Source organism: Streptomyces sp. Qhu_M48 (assembly GCF_051305195.1).
Lineage (GTDB): Bacteria > Actinomycetota > Actinomycetes > Streptomycetales > Streptomycetaceae > Streptomyces.
This window is the reverse complement of sequence record NZ_CP195432.1, coordinates 7,859,683-7,875,466: the sequence shown is the minus strand read 5'-3', so window position 1 is coordinate 7,875,466 and position 15,784 is coordinate 7,859,683. Positions and strand designations below refer to the sequence as shown.

The following is a 15,784-nucleotide window of genomic DNA, read 5'->3' as shown; positions in this document are numbered from 1 at the left end:
CCCTGGGAGTCCGTGGCGGGGCCACGGGCGCCGTTCGCTCCAGCACCAGCAGAAGCTCCGGCGGCCGCCGATCCGGCGCCCGTGGCTCCACTCACGCTCTTACTCCTCGTGCTCCCCGGCCGAGGGCTCCGTGCCCTCGACTGCCTCGGTCTCGACCACCACGGTCTCGACCACCGCGGCCTCGGACGCCTCCACGGCGTCGTCGGCGTCATCGACGTCGTCGTCGCTGCCTGCCTCGGCGTTCCGTGCGATGCCGACGACGGCATCGCGCTTGCCCAGGTTGATCAGCTGGACGCCCATGGTGTCACGGCCGGTCTCCCTGACTTCGTTGACTCGCGTGCGAATCACACCGCCGGACAGCGTGATGGCGAGGATCTCGTCCGTCTCCTCGACCACCAGCGCGCCCACGAGCGAGCCACGGTCCTCCACGATCTTGGCGGCCTTGATACCGAGGCCGCCACGACCCTGGACGCGGTACTCGTCGACGGGGGTGCGCTTCGCGTACCCGCCGTCGGTCGCGGTGAAGACGAACGTACCGGGCCGGACGACATTCATCGAGAGCAGTTCGTCGTCCGCGCGGAAACTCATCCCCTTGACGCCCGAAGTGGCGCGTCCCATCGGGCGCAGCGCGTCGTCCGTGGCGGTGAAGCGGATCGACTGCGCCTTCCTGCTGATGAGCAGCAGATCGTCCTCGGCCGAGACCAGCTCGGCCCCGATCAGCTCGTCGGCGACGCCCTCGGCGCCGTTGTCGGTCTCCCGGAGGTTGATCGCGATGACACCACCGGAGCGCGGCGAGTCGTAGTCCTTCAGCGCGGTCTTCTTGACCAGACCGGCCTTGGTGGCGAGCACCAGGTACGGCGCGGCCTCGTAGTCGCGGATCGCCAGGATCTGGGCGATCTGCTCGTCCGGCTGGAAGGCGAGCAGGTTGGCCACGTGCTGGCCGCGCGCGTCCCGCCCCGCGTCGGGCAGCTCGTACGCCTTGACCCGGTAGACCCGGCCCTTGTTCGTGAAGAAGAGGAGCCAGTGGTGGGTCGTGGAGACGAAGAAGTGGTCGACGATGTCGTCCTGCTTCAGCTTCGTGCCGCGCACGCCCTTGCCACCGCGCTTCTGCGAGCGGTAGTCCTCGGTCTTCGTCCGCTTCACGTAGCCACCGCGCGAGATGGTGACGACGATGTCCTCCTCGGCGATCAGGTCCTCGATGGACATGTCACCGTCGAAGGGCACGAGCTTGGAGCGGCGGTCGTCACCGAACTTCTCGACGAGCGCGGCCAGCTCCTCGCTGACGATCGCGCGCTGGCGCTCCGGCGAGGCCAGGATCGCGTTGTACTCGTTGATCTTCGCCTGGAGCTCGTCGTGCTCGGCGACGATCTTCTGGCGCTCCAGGGCGGCGAGCCGGCGGAGCTGCATCTCCAGGATCGCGTTGGCCTGGATCTCGTCGATCTGGAGGAGGTCCATCAGGCCCCCGCGCGCGACCTCGACCGTGTCGCTGCGCCGGATGAGCGCGATGACCTCGTCGATCGCGTCGAGGGCCTTGAGCAGACCGCGCAGGATGTGGGCGCGCTCCTCGGCCTTCCGCAGCCGGAACTTCGTCCGGCGGACGATGACCTCGATCTGGTGCGTCACCCAGTGGCGGATGAACGCGTCGAGCGAGAGCGTGCGGGGCACGCCGTCGACGAGCGCCAGCATGTTGGCGCCGAAGTTCGTCTGCAGGTCGGTGTGCTTGTAGAGGTTGTTCAGCACGACCTTGGCGACGGCGTCGCGCTTGAGCACGATGACCAGGCGCTGACCGGTACGGGACGAGGTCTCGTCGCGGACGTCGGCGATGCCGCCGACCTTGCCGTCCTTCACCAGGTCGGCGATCTTCTGCGCGAGGTTGTCCGGGTTGGTCTGGTACGGAAGCTCCGTGACCACCAGGCACTGGCGGTTCTGGATCTCCTCGACCTCGACGACCGCGCGCATCGTGATCGAGCCACGGCCGGTGCGGTACGCCTCCTCGATGCCCTTGCGGCCGACGACGAGCGCGCCGGTGGGGAAGTCAGGGCCCTTGATCCGCTCGATCAGCGCGTCGAGGAGCTCCTCGTGGCTGGCGTCGGGGTGCTCCAGCGCCCACTGGGCGCCGGCCGCGACCTCGCGGAGGTTGTGCGGCGGGATGTTGGTCGCCATGCCGACCGCGATGCCGGCGCTGCCGTTGATCAGCAGGTTCGGGAAGCGGGCCGGCAGGACCGTCGGCTCCTGGTTGCGGCCGTCGTAGTTGTCCTGGAAGTCGACGGTCTCCTCGTCGATGTCCCGGAGCATCTCCATCGACAGCGTCATGAGCTTGCACTCGGTGTACCGCATGGCGGCGGCCGGGTCGTTGCCCGGGGAACCGAAGTTGCCGTTGGAGTCGACGAGCGGCATGCGCATCGACCAGGGCTGGGCGAGGCGGACGAGCGCGTCGTAGATCGAGGAGTCGCCGTGCGGGTGGTACGTACCCATGACGTCACCGACGACGCGGGCGCACTTGTAGAAGCCCTTCTCGGGCCGGTAGCCGCCGTCGTACATCGCGTACAGCACGCGACGGTGGACGGGCTTGAGGCCGTCCCGTACGTCGGGCAGCGCGCGGGACACGATGACGGACATCGCGTAGTCGAGGTACGAGCGCTGCATCTCGGTCTCGAGCCCGACGGGCTCGATCCGCAGTACGGGCTCCTGGTCTTCGGTGGTGCCGGGAGTGATTTCGTCGGCCATTGCTGGTCGTCAGTCCTTTCGTACGGTCAGCTGAGACCGACTCAGATGTCGAGGAAGCGAACGTCCTTGGCGTTCCGCTGGATGAACGAACGGCGTGCCTCGACGTCCTCGCCCATCAGCACCGAGAACAGGTCGTCGGCCTGCGCGGCGTCGTCCAGGGTGACCTGGCCGAGTACGCGGTGATCGACGTCCATGGTGGTGATGCGCAGCTCCTCGGCGTTCATCTCGCCGAGACCCTTGAAGCGCTGGATCGAGTCCTCCCTGATCCGCTTGCCGCTCTGCTTGCCCAGCTCGACGAGCGCGTCCCGCTCGCGGTCCGAGTACGCGTACTCGAAGTCGTCCCGGCCCCACTTGATCTTGTAGAGCGGCGGGCGGGAGAGGTAGACGTGACCGGCCTCGACCAGCGGCCGCATGAAGCGGAAGAGGAAGGTCAGCAGCAGGGTGTTGATGTGCTGACCGTCGACGTCGGCGTCCGCCATCAGGATGATCTTGTGATAGCGGAGCTTCTCGATGTCGAAGTCCTCGTGCACGCCGGTGCCGAAGGCCGAGATCAGGGCCTGGACCTCGGTGTTCTGCAGGATCTTGTCGATCCGGGCCTTCTCGACGTTCAGGATCTTGCCGCGGATCGGCAGGATGGCCTGGTACATCGGGTTGCGGCCGGACTTGGCCGAGCCGCCGGCGGAGTCACCCTCGACGATGAAGATCTCGCACTTGGCCGGGTCGTTCGACTGGCAGTCGGAGAGCTTGCCCGGCAGCGACGCCGACTCCAGGAGGCCCTTGCGACGGGTCAGGTCGCGCGCCTTGCGGGCGGCCACGCGCGCGGTGGCGGCCTGGATCGACTTGCGGATGATGTCCGCGGCCTCGACCGGGTTGCGGTCGAGCCAGTCGTTGAGGTGCTCGTAGACCGCCTTCTGGACGAAGGTCTTGGCCTCCGTGTTGCCCAGCTTGGTCTTGGTCTGGCCCTCGAACTGCGGCTCGCTCAGCTTGAGCGAGATGATCGCGGTCAGACCCTCGCGGATGTCGTCGCCCGTGAGGTTGTCGTCCTTCTCGCGGAGCAGCTTCTTGTCGCGCGCGTACTTGTTGATCAACGAGGTCAGCGCCGCACGGAAGCCCTCCTCGTGCGTGCCGCCCTCGTGGGTGTGGATGATGTTGGCGAAGGAGTAGACGCCCTCGCTGTAGCCGCTGTTCCACTGCATCGCGACCTCGAGGGACAGGCTCTTGTCCTTGTCCTCCGCCTCCAGGTCGATGACGGTCGGGTGGACCAGCTCGCCCTTGCGCGAGTTGAGGTACGTCACGAAGTCGACGATGCCGCCCTCGTAGTGGTACTTCACCGTGCGCGCGGTGGGCTCGGCGGCCTCCGCCTCCGGGTCGTCGGCTCCGACCGTGGCCTTCGCCGAGTCGCGCTCGTCCGTGAGCGTCAGGGTGAGGCCCTTGTTGAGGAAGGCCATCTCCTGGAAGCGGCGCGCGAGCGTCTCGAAGGAGTACTCGGTGGTCTCGAAGATGTCGGGGTCGGCCCAGAACGTGACCGAGGTACCGGTCTCGTCGGTCGCCTCGTGCTGCGCCAGGGGCGCGGTCGGGGCGCCCATCTTGTAGTCCTGGGTCCAGCGGTGGCCGTCCGTCCTGATCTCGACGGAGACCTTGGTGGACAGGGCGTTCACGACCGACACGCCGACACCGTGCAGACCGCCGGAGACGGCGTAGCCGCCGCCGCCGAACTTGCCGCCCGCGTGCAGCACGGTGAGCACGACCTCGACGGCCGGCTTGCCCTCGGAGGCCACGATGCCCACGGGGATGCCACGGCCGTTGTCGACGACGCGCACGGCGCCGTCGGCCAGGATCGTCACGTCGATGGTGTCCGCGTGCCCGGCCAGGGCCTCGTCGACGGAGTTGTCGACGACCTCCTGCACCATGTGGTGCAGACCGCGCTCACCGGTCGAGCCGATGTACATGCCAGGGCGCTTGCGCACGGCATCCAGGCCTTCGAGGACCTGGATATTGCTGGCGGTGTACTGGTTGTTCTCGTTGGGGTCGCCGGAATCGGCCACGAAGCGCCCTTTCTGGCACAGCACAGGCCGTTCTCCGGGCATGCGGGAGCGGCTGCGTCATTCGACTTGTTCCGCAGGGTGGCGGGATTGTCTCCCAGTCTACCGGTAGCGCCGACAGTCATGGGGGTTTGCCGGTGCCTGAGTCCGCATGTGCCGCCCTGGGCGGGAGCGAGACGACTCCCCATATCCGGATAGGGGCTTCAGAGCCCCCTGACGGCCACCCAGCGCTTCGACCCGTAGCGCGGCGTGGACACATCTCCCGCCCTTGTCGCGGGCATGCCAAAGTCTCGGTCGAGGGCCTGTGATCGGCAGGCCGGAACGGGTGGGCACGACGCCACCGGGCCCCTTGGCTGAACCCGCGCCGACGCGACCCGCTCGCCGGCGGCCGGGCCGACCGGCGCTCTAGCCGTACGTGTCTCCCGGGCCCACGGACCCCGGCGCCCGCAGCGGCCCGTACCCGCGCCGCGGCGCCCCCGGCCCGAGCACCTTGATCACGCGCACCGTCCCGTGCCCGAGGTCCTCGTTGAGACGGGCCACCAGGCGGGGCGCGAGCAGCCGCAGCTGCGTCGCCCAGGCCGTCGAGTCGCACTGCACGGTGAGCACGCGCGCGTCCGGCTCGTCGTCGAACTTCAGCGGTACGCAGTGCTTGGCCAGGTCCTCGCCGACGATCTGCGGCCAGCGGCCCATGACTCCGCCGACCGCGGCCGGCGTCTCCCAGCCCCGCTCGGTGATCAGCCGGTTGATCGCCGCGCCGAGCGCCATCGGGTCGCGTCCGTCGGCGCGTGCGCCGGAGCGCAGTCCGCCCCCGCGCCGGGCCTGCTTCTTCTGCTGGGCGGCCGCGCCCTTGGCCTTGGCCTGCTCCTTGGCGGCCCGCAGCGCGACCCGCGCGAGGTCGACACCCGAGGACTCGGGCACCGAAGGCTTGTCCACAGGCTGGGGAAGGTTTTCGTCGCTCATACGCGCTCCACCGTCCCTCCGGCCACCTCGTACCGCGTCCCCGCGAGGACCCCCGGCACGTCGTCGTCCACCGCGGCCGTCACCAGGACCTGCTCGCCGCCCGCCACCAGCTCCGCCAACCGCTCGCGCCGCCGCGCGTCCAGCTCGGCGAAGACGTCGTCGAGGACGAGGACGGGCTCGTTGCCCTCGGACCGCAGCAGGTCGTAGGAGGCCAGCCGCAGCGCCAGCGCGTACGACCAGGACTCGCCGTGGCTCGCGTACCCCTTGGCGGGCAGGTCTCCGAGCTTGAGGAGCAGTTCGTCGCGGTGCGGTCCGACCAGCGTGACGCCCCGCTCGATCTCCTGCTTGCGCACCTCGGCGAGCGCGGCGAGCAGCTGTCCGTACAGCTCCTCGCGGGTGTGTCCGGTGCCCGGTGCCGACGGCCGGTACTCCAGCAGAATCGGTCCGCCGCCGGGTGCGAGCTGCTCGTACGCCTTGTCGGCCAGCGGCTGCAGTACGGCGATCAGGTCGAGCCGCTGCGCGAGCAGCTCGGCCCCGGCCCGCGCCAGGTGCTGGTCCCAGACGTCGATCGTGGACAGGTCCATGCCGCGGCCGCCGTGCCGCCGGGCCATCGCGGCCGACTTCAGGAGGGTGTTGCGCTGCTTGAGCACGCGCTCGTAGTCGGAGCGCACCCCCGCCATGCGCGGCGTACGCGCCGTGATCAGCTCGTCGAGGAAGCGCCGGCGCTCGCCGGGGTCGCCCTTCACCAGGGCGAGGTCCTCGGGCGCGAACAGCACGGTCCGTACGATCCCGAGCACGTCACGCGGCCTGACCTGCGACGACCTGTTGATACGGGCACGGTTGGCCCGGCCGGGATTGAGCTCGAGCTCGATCAGCTGGGAGCGCTCGCCCTGGGTGACCGCGGCGCGGACGACCGCGCGCTCCGCCCCCATCCGCACCAGCGGGGCGTCGGAGGCGACGCGGTGGCTGGAGAGGGTGGCGAGATAGCCGACGGCCTCGACCAGGTTGGTCTTTCCCTGGCCGTTGGCGCCGACGAAAGCGGTGACGCCCGGGTCGAGCGGGACCTCGACCCGGGCGTAGGAGCGGAAGTCGGCCAGCGACAGATGCGTGACGTGCATGGTGGAACGCCGACCTTCTCCCGGCGGGCTGTGCACCGCCGGGTGCACAGCCTGTGGATTACTTCTTGGACTCGACCGCGTGGCCACCGAACTGGTTGCGCAGCGCGGCGATCATCTTCATCTGCGGGGAGTCGTCCTGCCGCGAGGCGAACCGCGCGAACAGCGACGCGGTGATCGCCGGCAGCGGTACGGCGTTGTCGATGGCGGCCTCGACGGTCCACCGGCCCTCGCCGGAGTCCTGGGCGAAGCCGCGGAGCTGGTCCAGGTGCTCGTCCTCGTCCAGCGCGTTCACCGCGAGGTCCAGCAGCCAGGAACGGATGACCGTGCCCTCCTGCCAGGAGCGGAAGACCTCACGCACGTCGGTGACGGAGTCGACCTTCTCCAGGAGCTCCCAGCCCTCGGCGTAGGCCTGCATCATCGCGTACTCGATGCCGTTGTGAACCATCTTCGCGAAGTGGCCTGCGCCGACCTTGCCCGCGTGGACCGAGCCGAACTCGCCCTCGGGCTTGAGCGCGTCGAAGATCGGCTGGACCCTCGCCACGTCCTCGGCCGAACCGCCGTACATCAGCGCGTAGCCGTTCTCCAGGCCCCAGACGCCGCCGGAGACGCCGCAGTCGACGAAGCCGATGCCCTTGGCCGCCAGCTCCTCGGCGTGCTTCTCGTCGTCCGTCCAGCGCGAGTTGCCGCCGTCCACGACGATGTCGCCGGGGGAGAGCAGTTCGGCCAGCTCGTCGATGGTGGACTGGGTCGCGGCACCGGCCGGAACCATGACCCACACGACGCGGGGCCCCTTGAGCTTGCCCACAAGCTCTTCGAGGCTGTGGACATCGGCGAGGTCCGGGTTGCGGTCGTATCCGATGACGGTGTGGCCTGCGCGGCGGATGCGCTCACGCATGTTGCCGCCCATCTTGCCGAGACCGACGAGACCGAGCTCCATCAGAGATTCCTTAAGCGTCGTGTGCGGTTTACCCGGGTCCGAGCCTACGCCCGGACCCGGGTGCACACCTGTGGGGTCAGCCGCTCAGGCGACGCCCCCGATCAAGGCGTCAGCCGCTCAGACGCACCGGCATGATCAGGTACTTGTAGGCCTCGTCCGCCTCGGCGTCCACAGCGGGCTTGCCGCTCAGCAGCGCCGGCTTCGTGGAGGTCGTGAAGGAGAGCTGGGCGACCGGGGAGTCGATCGCGCTCAGACCGTCCAGAAGGAAGGTCGGGTTGAAGGCGATCGAGATGTCGTCGCCCTCAAGCTGCGCGTCGACCCGCTCCACAGCCTGTGCGTCGTCGCTGGAACCGGCCTCCAGGATGAGCACGCCCTGCTCGAAACTGAGGCGGACCGGGGTGTTGCGCTCGGCGACCAGGGCCACGCGCTTGACGGCCTCCACGAAGGGGGCGGTCTCGATCACCGCCACCGAGTTGAACTCGGTGGGGAAGAGCGTCCGGTACTTCGGCAGATCGCCTTCGAGCAGCCGGGTGGTGGTGCGACGGCCCGCGCCCTCGAAGCCGATGAGGCCCTCGCCCTTGCCGGAGCCGGAGAGCGCCAGGGTGACCGTGTCGCCACTGGTGAGCGCCTTGGCGGTGTCCAGGAGGGTCTTCGCGGGCACCAGGGCGACCGCGGAGGCGTCGGGGGACTCCGGCTTCCACAGGAACTCGCGGACCGCGAAGCGGTAGCGGTCGGTGGAGGCGAGGGTGACCGTGTCGCCCTCGATCTCAATGCGCACACCGGTGAGGACGGGCAGCGTGTCGTCACGGCCCGCGGCGATCGCCACCTGCGCGGCGGCGGAGGCGAAGACCTCACCGGGGACGGTGCCGGTCGCGGTGGGCATCTCCGGCAGCGCCGGGTACTCCTCCACCGGCAGGGTGTGGAGGGTGAAGCGGGAGGAGCCGCAGACCACGGTCGCCCGTACACCGTCTGTGGAAATCTCCACCGGACGGTTGGGGAGGGCGCGGCAGATGTCGGCGAGCAGCCGGCCGGAGACCAGGACGGTGCCGTCCTCCTCGACCTCGGCCTCGACGGAGACCCGTGCCGAGACCTCGTAGTCGAAGCTCGAGAAGCTCAGCGCGCCGTTCTCGGCCTTCAGCAGAAGGCCCGCGAGAACGGGAGCCGGCGGACGGGCCGGGAGGCTGCGGGCCACCCAGGCCACCGCCTCGGCAAGTACGTCGCGCTCCACCCGGATCTTCACCGGAACCGCCTCCTGCTTGTTGCTGGCTCTTCGTCGACTGCGGGAACCAGTCTGACGTACGCCGCAGACACTCGGTGCTGCTCGGGGTCAAGTCGCGACGAGAGCGCGTCGGAGCTCCGGCGCCGAGTTGTGCACAGGCCCCACTTCGAAGCGGATTCCTAGCTAACTCTAAGTGGGAGTAGTAGTAGGGCCTGTGGAAACGGTGGATAACGTCGTTTTCGCAGGTCAGACCCGATTTTTTGTCCACTGCGCCTGTGGGCGGAGCCGGTGGACAACTGGGGTTCTCTGTGGACACCCGAAAGTTCTGCACACCCGGTACACAGGCCATGGGGAGTTCTCCCCAGCGCTGTCCCCAGCTTTACCCACGTTCCCCACAGCCCAATCGTCCTCCTTGGTGTGACGGCTTTCACTCGACGCGGTGAGAGGGGGTGATTCGTTGCCGAACAGTGGACAGGGGTGTGGAGAAGCTGTGGGCAACGGACCCCTCCCTGTGGGCGGCCGGTGGACAACCGGCAGGGCCCCCTGTGGACGAAAGATTCATCCACAGCCTGTGGAGATCTTTTACCAACAATTCCACAAGGGTCTGACCTGGGGTGATGACCTGTCACCAGGTCGGCCTGTGGACACAATCCGGATAACTCGACAGTCCCCACCCTGTGGACGGGAGATCATCCCCCAATCTGTGGAGAACCCGCCACCGGAACGGCGTAATCGAACACTTCCGTCGGCGTACAGGTCCCCGGGACGCTTCCCGAACGTCTCCGGAGTGCCTCTCGGACCCCTTCTGGGAGGTTCCGGGAGCGCCTTCCGGAGGTCTCGCAACGGCTCCTGGGGTCCCTCGGGGCGCCACAGGGGACCTCAGGAGCACCTTCCAGAGGGCTCTCGGAAGCACCCGGGAACGACTGAGGGCGCCCCGGGAGGTGTCCCGGGGCGCCCTTGGCCGGCCGTTGCGGCGTGGCTCGGAAGCAGGAGGAGCGGGCTCGCGGAAGAGCCCGCCGAGCTCGTTCCGTCAGCCGTTCTTGATGCGGTTGGTGAGTTCGGTGACCTGGTTGTAGATGGAGCGCCGCTCGGCCATCAGCGCGCGGATCTTCCGGTCCGCGTGCATCACCGTCGTATGGTCACGGCCGCCGAACTGCGCGCCGATCTTCGGCAGCGACAGGTCCGTGAGCTCGCGGCACAGGTACATGGCGATCTGCCGGGCCGTCACCAGGACGCGGCTGCGCGAGGATCCGCAGAGGTCCTCCACCGTCAGCCCGAAGTAGTCGGCCGTGGCCGCCATGATCGCCGGCGCGGTGATCTCCGGCGACGAGTCCTCGCCACCCGGGATCAGGTCCTTGAGGACGATCTCGGTCAGCCCCAGGTCCACCGGCTGCCGGTTGAGGCTCGCGAAGGCCGTCACCCGGATCAGCGCGCCCTCCAGCTCACGGATGTTCCGCGAGATCCGGGAGGCGATGAACTCCAGCACCTCCGGCGGGGCGTTGAGCTGCTCCTGCACCGCCTTCTTGCGGAGGATCGCGATGCGCGTCTCCAGCTCGGGCGGTTGCACATCGGTGGTGAGGCCCCACTCGAAGCGGTTGCGGAGCCGGTCCTCCAGGGTAACCAGCTGCTTGGGCGGCCGGTCCGAGGAGAGCACGATCTGCTTGTTCGCGTTGTGCAGGGTGTTGAAGGTGTGGAAGAACTCCTCCTGCGTCGACTCCTTGCTCGCGAGGAACTGGATGTCGTCGACGAGCAGGATGTCCACATCGCGGTAGCGCTTGCGGAACGCGTCGCCCTTGCCGTCGCGGATCGAGTTGATGAACTCGTTCGTGAACTCCTCGGAGCTCACGTACCGCACGCGCGTGCCCGGGTAGAGGCTCCGCGCGTAGTGACCGATCGCGTGCAGCAGGTGGGTCTTGCCGAGGCCCGACTCCCCGTAGATGAAGAGGGGGTTGTACGCCTTCGCCGGCGCCTCGGCCACCGCGACGGCGGCCGCGTGCGCGAAGCGGTTCGAGGAACCGATGACGAAGGTGTCGAAAAGGTACTTGGGGTTCAGCCGCGCGTGCTGCTCACCGGGGGCACCGGCGCCCTGCTGGGAGGAACCGTGGCCGCCGCCCGGTCCGCCCCCGGGACCGCCCGGCCGGGGACCGGGACGGGCACCGTGGTTCTGCGGGTCGGGCAGCTCGGCGCGCCCGGGCCGCTGCTGCTCGTAGCCGCGGGGCGGCTCGTCGTAGCGCGACTGCCGGGACTGGTCGGGACCGGTGTACGGAGCGCGCTCCTGGTAGCCGCCCATCCGGGGCTGCTGCCAGGACAGGTCCTCCTGGGTGCGCGGCCACGCGCCGGGGTCGGGGCGCTGCTGCGAGTAGTCCGGGTAGGCCGGGCGAGCGGTGGGCAGGCCGTCGTCGGACATCGGCCGGTGGCCGTAGCCGTCGTACTTCTCGTACTGCTCGGGCTGGGAGCGCTCGTCGTAGCGGGACTGCTGCGACTGCTGCGACTGCTGCACGGGCGGCGCCGGCGGAGTCGGCTCACCGACGGAGTCGTCGACGGTGATCGCGATCCGGATCGGGCGGCCGCACTCCCGGCTGAGGGTCTCGCTGATCAGCGGGGCGAGCCGGCCCTCCAGGACCCGCTTGCCCCACTCGTTCGGCACGGCGAGGAGCGCCGTGTCCGCGACGAGGGCGAGGGGCTGGCAGCGCTCGATCCACTGCTTGTCCTTGGGCTCGATCCCCTGCTGGCCCTCTGCGAGGAGGTGCTCCAGGACGCGTGGCCACACTGCGGCAAGATCGGCAGGTACGTCAGCCACAGGGCACGCTTTCTCGCAGGTCCCCCGATGGTGTGGATCTCGGGGAACGGTGGGTCGATGTCCGTGAGGACGGGTCCGGGCGGACAGGAGAGGACAGAACGGAAAAGAATGTGGAGTCCATCCACGGTAGTCGCGGCGGCTGACGTGGTTCAAGTTGTTGTCCACAGCCTGTGCACAATGGGGGGTGGCGACAAGTCGGTTTGACCGGATGGCGTAGCCGCGCGTACCGTAACCAGGTCGAGTTGTCGATGGCTGCTGCCGCCTGCCTCCGATGGGCAAAGATCACGGTCTGTGATCGTGAAGCGGTGCACTCGGGCGTATTGCGAGCTACTCGTGGGCGCACGGTGACAGCCAGGCGATGTCCCGCCATCTACGAATCATTTCTGGAGCCCCCGAGTGAGCAAGCGCACCTTCCAGCCGAACAACCGTCGTCGCGCCAAGACCCACGGCTTCCGCCTGCGGATGCGTACGCGTGCCGGCCGAGCCATCCTTGCGAACCGTCGTTCCAAGGGTCGCTCTGAGCTGTCCGCCTGATCTGCCTTAACAGGTCATGACGTGCTGCCTACCGAGAATCGGCTGAGGCGGCGCGAGGACTTCGCAACCGCGGTACGCCGAGGTCGCCGGGCCGGTCGCCCGCTCCTCGTCGTCCATCTACGCAGCGGTGCAACGGACCCGCACGCGCCTGGGGAGAGCGCTCCCCCGACGCGTGCGGGTTTCGTCGTGAGCAAGGCCGTAGGTGGTGCGGTCGTACGTACCCAGGTGAAGCGTCGTCTGCGGCATCTCGTCCGCGACCGCCTCACCGAGCTGCCCCCCGGTAGCCTGGTGGTCGTACGGGCGTTGCCCGGAGCCGGCGACGCCGATCACGCACAGCTGGCCCGAGACCTGGACGCCGCTCTCCAGCGGCTGCTGGGAGGGGGCGCGCGATGAAGTACCCGCTGCTGGCTCTCATCAAGCTGTACCAGTGGACGATCAGCCCTCTTCTGGGGCCCGTCTGCCGGTACTACCCGTCGTGTTCCCACTACGGATTCACGGCCATCGACCGGCATGGCGCGATCAAGGGCACGGCCCTGACCGCCTGGCGGATCCTGCGGTGCAACCCGTGGTCGCCCGGCGGTGTGGACCATGTCTCCCCGCGGAAGCGCCCTCGCTGGCACGAAATGCTGAGGAACGCGCTGCGTGGCGACAAGGGCGGGTCCACCGCCGAGACGAGCCCGGCCGCCGAGACCTCGCCCAATGCTCAAGGAGCCTGATTAGTGGACACGATTGCCAGTCTGTTCAGCTTCATCACCTGGCCCGTTTCCTGGGTCATCGTCCAGTTCCACAAGGTGTACGGGGCGATCTTCGGCCCAGACACGGGCTGGGCCTGGGGCCTGTCCATCGTGTCTCTCGTGGTGCTGATCCGTATCTGCCTGATCCCGCTGTTCGTCAAGCAGATCAAGTCGACGCGGAACATGCAGGCGCTCCAGCCGAAGATGAAGGCGATCCAGGAGCGCTACAAGAGCGACAAGCAGCGTCAGTCCGAAGAGATGATGAAGCTGTACAAGGAGACGGGTACCAACCCGCTCTCCTCGTGCCTTCCCATCCTGGCGCAGTCGCCGTTCTTCTTCGCCCTGTACCACGTGCTCTCCTCGATCGCCTCGGGCAAGGAGGTCGGCGTCATCGACGGACCGCTGCTCGCCAGCGCCCGTCAGGCCCACATCTTCGGTGCCCCGCTGGCCTCGAAGTTCACGGACAGCGCCGCTGAGGTCGCCGCTCTCGACGCCTCGCTGACCTCGGTCCGCATCGTCACCGCGATCATGATCGTCATGATGTCGGCCTCGCAGTTCTTCACCCAGCGTCAGCTGATGATGAAGAACGTCGACCTCTCGGTGAAGACCCCGTACATGCAGCAGCAGAAGATGCTCATGTACATCTTCCCGGTGATCTTCGCCGTCATGGGCATCAACTTCCCCGTCGGTGTCCTCGTCTACTGGCTGACCACCAACGTGTGGACCATGGGCCAGCAGATGTACGTGATCAACCAGAACCCGACCCCGGGCAGCAAGGCTCAGGACTCCTACCTCCAGCGCCTCCTGAAGAGCATCACGCAGCACGGTGAGGTCCGCGGTCGCCGTCGCAAGACCATCGTCAAGGTGATCGTCGCCAAGAGCACCGCCGACCGCAACGAGAACGAGCGCCGCTTCTTCTCCGGGCTGACCAAGGCCGGCTTCGCCGCTCAGGCCGACGGCACCGTGATCAAGAGCGACACGATCGAGGCCGAGGCCGAGGGCGGTGCCGCCGCCAGGCGCCAGCAGCCCAAGCGTCAGAGCAAGGCCCAGCGCCAGGCCGCCGCCGCTCAGCACACCCTGGCGAAGGACACCGAGGAAGACTCCGAGCCGGCCGTCGTAGAGGCGCCCACCACCTCGCTCGAGAAGAAGCCCCAGGGTCCGGCCAAGACCGCTGCGAAGGGTGAGTCGAAGGACGAGGAGGGCGACAAGCCCGCGCGTCCGAGCCGCGCCAACTCCGGAGGCTCCCGCCAGGGCAAGTCCGGTCAGCGCAAGGGCCAGCAGCGGCCCAAGCACCCGTCCTCCAAGAAGTAAGCCTCGCCGAAGCAAGAAGGAGTCCATCCGTGACGGAAGGCACCATCTCCGCCGCCGCCGAGGGTGGCGACACCCTGACCCGCCTGGAGCAGGAGGGTGAGATCGCGGCCGACTACCTCGAGGGTCTGCTCGACATCGCCGACCTCGACGGCGACATCGACATGGACGTCGAGGCGGACCGGGCCGCGGTCTCGATCATCAGCGACTCCAGCGGCCGTGAGCTGCAGAAGCTCGTGGGCCGCGACGGCGAGGTCCTGGAGGCGCTCCAGGAGCTGACCCGCCTGGCGGTGCACCGGGAGACCGGTGACCGCAGCCGTCTGATGCTCGACATCGCCGGCTTCCGTGCCCAGAAGCGCACCGAGCTCGCCGAGCTGGGCGCCAAGGCCGCGGTCGAGGTGAAGTCCAGCGGCCAGCCGGTCAAGCTGGACCCGATGACGCCGTTCGAGCGCAAGGTCGTGCACGACGCGATCGCCGCCGCCGGTCTGCGCAGCGAGTCCGAGGGCGAGGAGCCGCAGCGCTTCGTCGTCGTGCTCCCGGCCTGAAGCCTCACGTAGTGTCGGCCCCGTCTGTTCGCAGGCGGGGCCGATCTTTGTCAGCCTGATAGTCAGCCACCACAGTGCGCTTGCACGCGATGCGTGCGGTACGGAAGGACGGTTCCCGTGACGGAGGCAGCGGAGCTCCCCGAAGCTCCGGAGCAGGCGCGGACAGTCTTCGGTGAGTACTTCCCGGAGGCCGTGCGGTACGCCGAGCTCCTCGCGGACGCGGGTGTGAAGCGAGGCCTGATCGGCCCGCGCGAGGTCCCGCGACTGTGGGAGCGCCACCTGCTGAACTGTGCCGTCCTCTCGGAGGTCGTCCCCGAGGGCGTCACCGTCTGCGACGTGGGCTCGGGCGCCGGTCTTCCCGGTATCCCCCTGGCCCTGGTCAGGCGCGATCTGAAGATCACGCTCCTGGAGCCGCTCCTCCGCCGGACGAACTTCCTCCAGGAGGTCGTCGAACTGCTCGGCCTCGACCATGTGACCGTCGTCCGTGGACGCGCCGAGGAGATGCTCGGCAAGGTCCCGCCCGTGCATGTGGTCACCGCTCGCGCGGTGGCACCGCTCGACCGGCTGGCTGGCTGGGGAGTCCCCCTGCTCCGCCCGTACGGCGAGATGCTGGCGCTCAAGGGCGACACCGCGGAGGAGGAGATCACCGGTGCTCGCGCCGCCCTCTCCCGGCTCGGCGTGGTCGAGACCTCGGTGCTGCAGGTGGGCGAGGGGATCGTCGACCCGCTGTCCACCGTCGTACGGGTGGAGGTCGGTGAGAGCCCGGGTGGCGTGCGATTCGCCGCCAAGCGAGCCAAGGCCGCCCGGACGAGCAAGACCCGTCGACGCCGCTGAGCGTCGCATACGTACCATTTCGGAGT

General features: G+C 68.6%; 13 protein-coding genes. 6 read left to right on the top strand and 7 right to left on the bottom strand.

Annotation, left to right across the window (positions count from 1 at the left end):
• Positions 1-99 precede the first annotated feature (99 nt).
• From gyrA to dnaA, 7 genes are all read right to left on the bottom strand, one after another.
• Positions 100-2,727: a DNA gyrase subunit A gene (gene gyrA, locus ACRRSS_RS35530; RefSeq protein ID WP_435975063.1), complete on the bottom strand. Its 2,628-nt coding sequence runs from the start codon at positions 2,725-2,727 to the stop codon at positions 100-102.
• Positions 2,728-2,768: 41 nt separating this feature from the next.
• Positions 2,769-4,796, bottom strand: coding sequence for a DNA topoisomerase (ATP-hydrolyzing) subunit B (gene gyrB, locus ACRRSS_RS35525; RefSeq protein ID WP_435975062.1), 2,028 nt, complete (start codon positions 4,794-4,796; stop codon positions 2,769-2,771).
• A 378-nt stretch (positions 4,797-5,174) separates the two neighbouring features.
• Entirely contained in the window at positions 5,175-5,729 is a 555-nt protein-coding gene (locus ACRRSS_RS35520) for a DUF721 domain-containing protein (protein WP_435975061.1), read from the bottom strand.
• On the bottom strand, positions 5,726-6,847 hold the full coding sequence (gene recF / locus ACRRSS_RS35515; protein ID WP_351894763.1) for a DNA replication/repair protein RecF: 1,122 nt from the start codon (positions 6,845-6,847) through the stop codon (positions 5,726-5,728). The genes ACRRSS_RS35520 and recF overlap by 4 nt, the downstream gene beginning before the upstream one ends.
• A 58-nt stretch (positions 6,848-6,905) precedes the next feature.
• Positions 6,906-7,784 (bottom strand): phosphogluconate dehydrogenase (NAD(+)-dependent, decarboxylating), encoded by an 879-nt coding sequence (gene gnd / locus ACRRSS_RS35510; protein WP_351894760.1) that lies wholly within the window; start codon positions 7,782-7,784, stop codon positions 6,906-6,908.
• 109 nt (positions 7,785-7,893) lie between these two features.
• A complete protein-coding gene (gene dnaN / locus ACRRSS_RS35505; protein ID WP_351210952.1) occupies positions 7,894-9,024 on the bottom strand; it encodes a DNA polymerase III subunit beta in 1,131 nt (376 codons plus the stop codon).
• A 1,009-nt stretch (positions 9,025-10,033) separates the two neighbouring features.
• Positions 10,034-11,803: a chromosomal replication initiator protein DnaA gene (dnaA, locus tag ACRRSS_RS35500; RefSeq protein ID WP_435975060.1), complete on the bottom strand. Its 1,770-nt coding sequence runs from the start codon at positions 11,801-11,803 to the stop codon at positions 10,034-10,036.
• Between the two features lie 396 nt (positions 11,804-12,199).
• On the opposite strand from dnaA, the gene rpmH reads away from it, so the two are divergent.
• The 6 genes from rpmH (at position 12,200) to rsmG (ending at position 15,758) form a co-directional block, all read left to right on the top strand.
• The gene (gene rpmH, locus ACRRSS_RS35495; protein ID WP_030205020.1) at positions 12,200-12,337 is read left to right on the top strand and encodes a 50S ribosomal protein L34; all 138 of its coding nucleotides are present in this window, start codon (positions 12,200-12,202) and stop codon (positions 12,335-12,337) included.
• A gap of 21 nt (positions 12,338-12,358) precedes the next feature.
• Positions 12,359-12,730 carry a ribonuclease P protein component gene (gene rnpA / locus ACRRSS_RS35490; RefSeq protein ID WP_351894753.1) on the top strand — a complete coding sequence of 124 codons (372 nt, stop codon included), beginning with the start codon at positions 12,359-12,361 and terminating at the stop codon, positions 12,728-12,730.
• The gene (yidD, locus tag ACRRSS_RS35485; RefSeq protein ID WP_435975059.1) at positions 12,727-13,053 is read left to right on the top strand and encodes a membrane protein insertion efficiency factor YidD; all 327 of its coding nucleotides are present in this window, start codon (positions 12,727-12,729) and stop codon (positions 13,051-13,053) included. Before rnpA ends, yidD begins: the two co-directional genes overlap by 4 nt.
• 3 nt (positions 13,054-13,056) lie before the next feature.
• Positions 13,057-14,382 (top strand): membrane protein insertase YidC, encoded by a 1,326-nt coding sequence (yidC, locus tag ACRRSS_RS35480; RefSeq protein WP_435975058.1) that lies wholly within the window; start codon positions 13,057-13,059, stop codon positions 14,380-14,382.
• Between the two features lie 29 nt (positions 14,383-14,411).
• Positions 14,412-14,924 carry a protein jag gene (locus tag ACRRSS_RS35475; protein ID WP_435975057.1) on the top strand — a complete coding sequence of 171 codons (513 nt, stop codon included), beginning with the start codon at positions 14,412-14,414 and terminating at the stop codon, positions 14,922-14,924.
• A gap of 117 nt (positions 14,925-15,041) precedes the next feature.
• Entirely contained in the window at positions 15,042-15,758 is a 717-nt protein-coding gene (gene rsmG / locus ACRRSS_RS35470) for a 16S rRNA (guanine(527)-N(7))-methyltransferase RsmG (protein WP_435975056.1), read from the top strand.
• Positions 15,759-15,784: the final 26 nt, after the last annotated feature.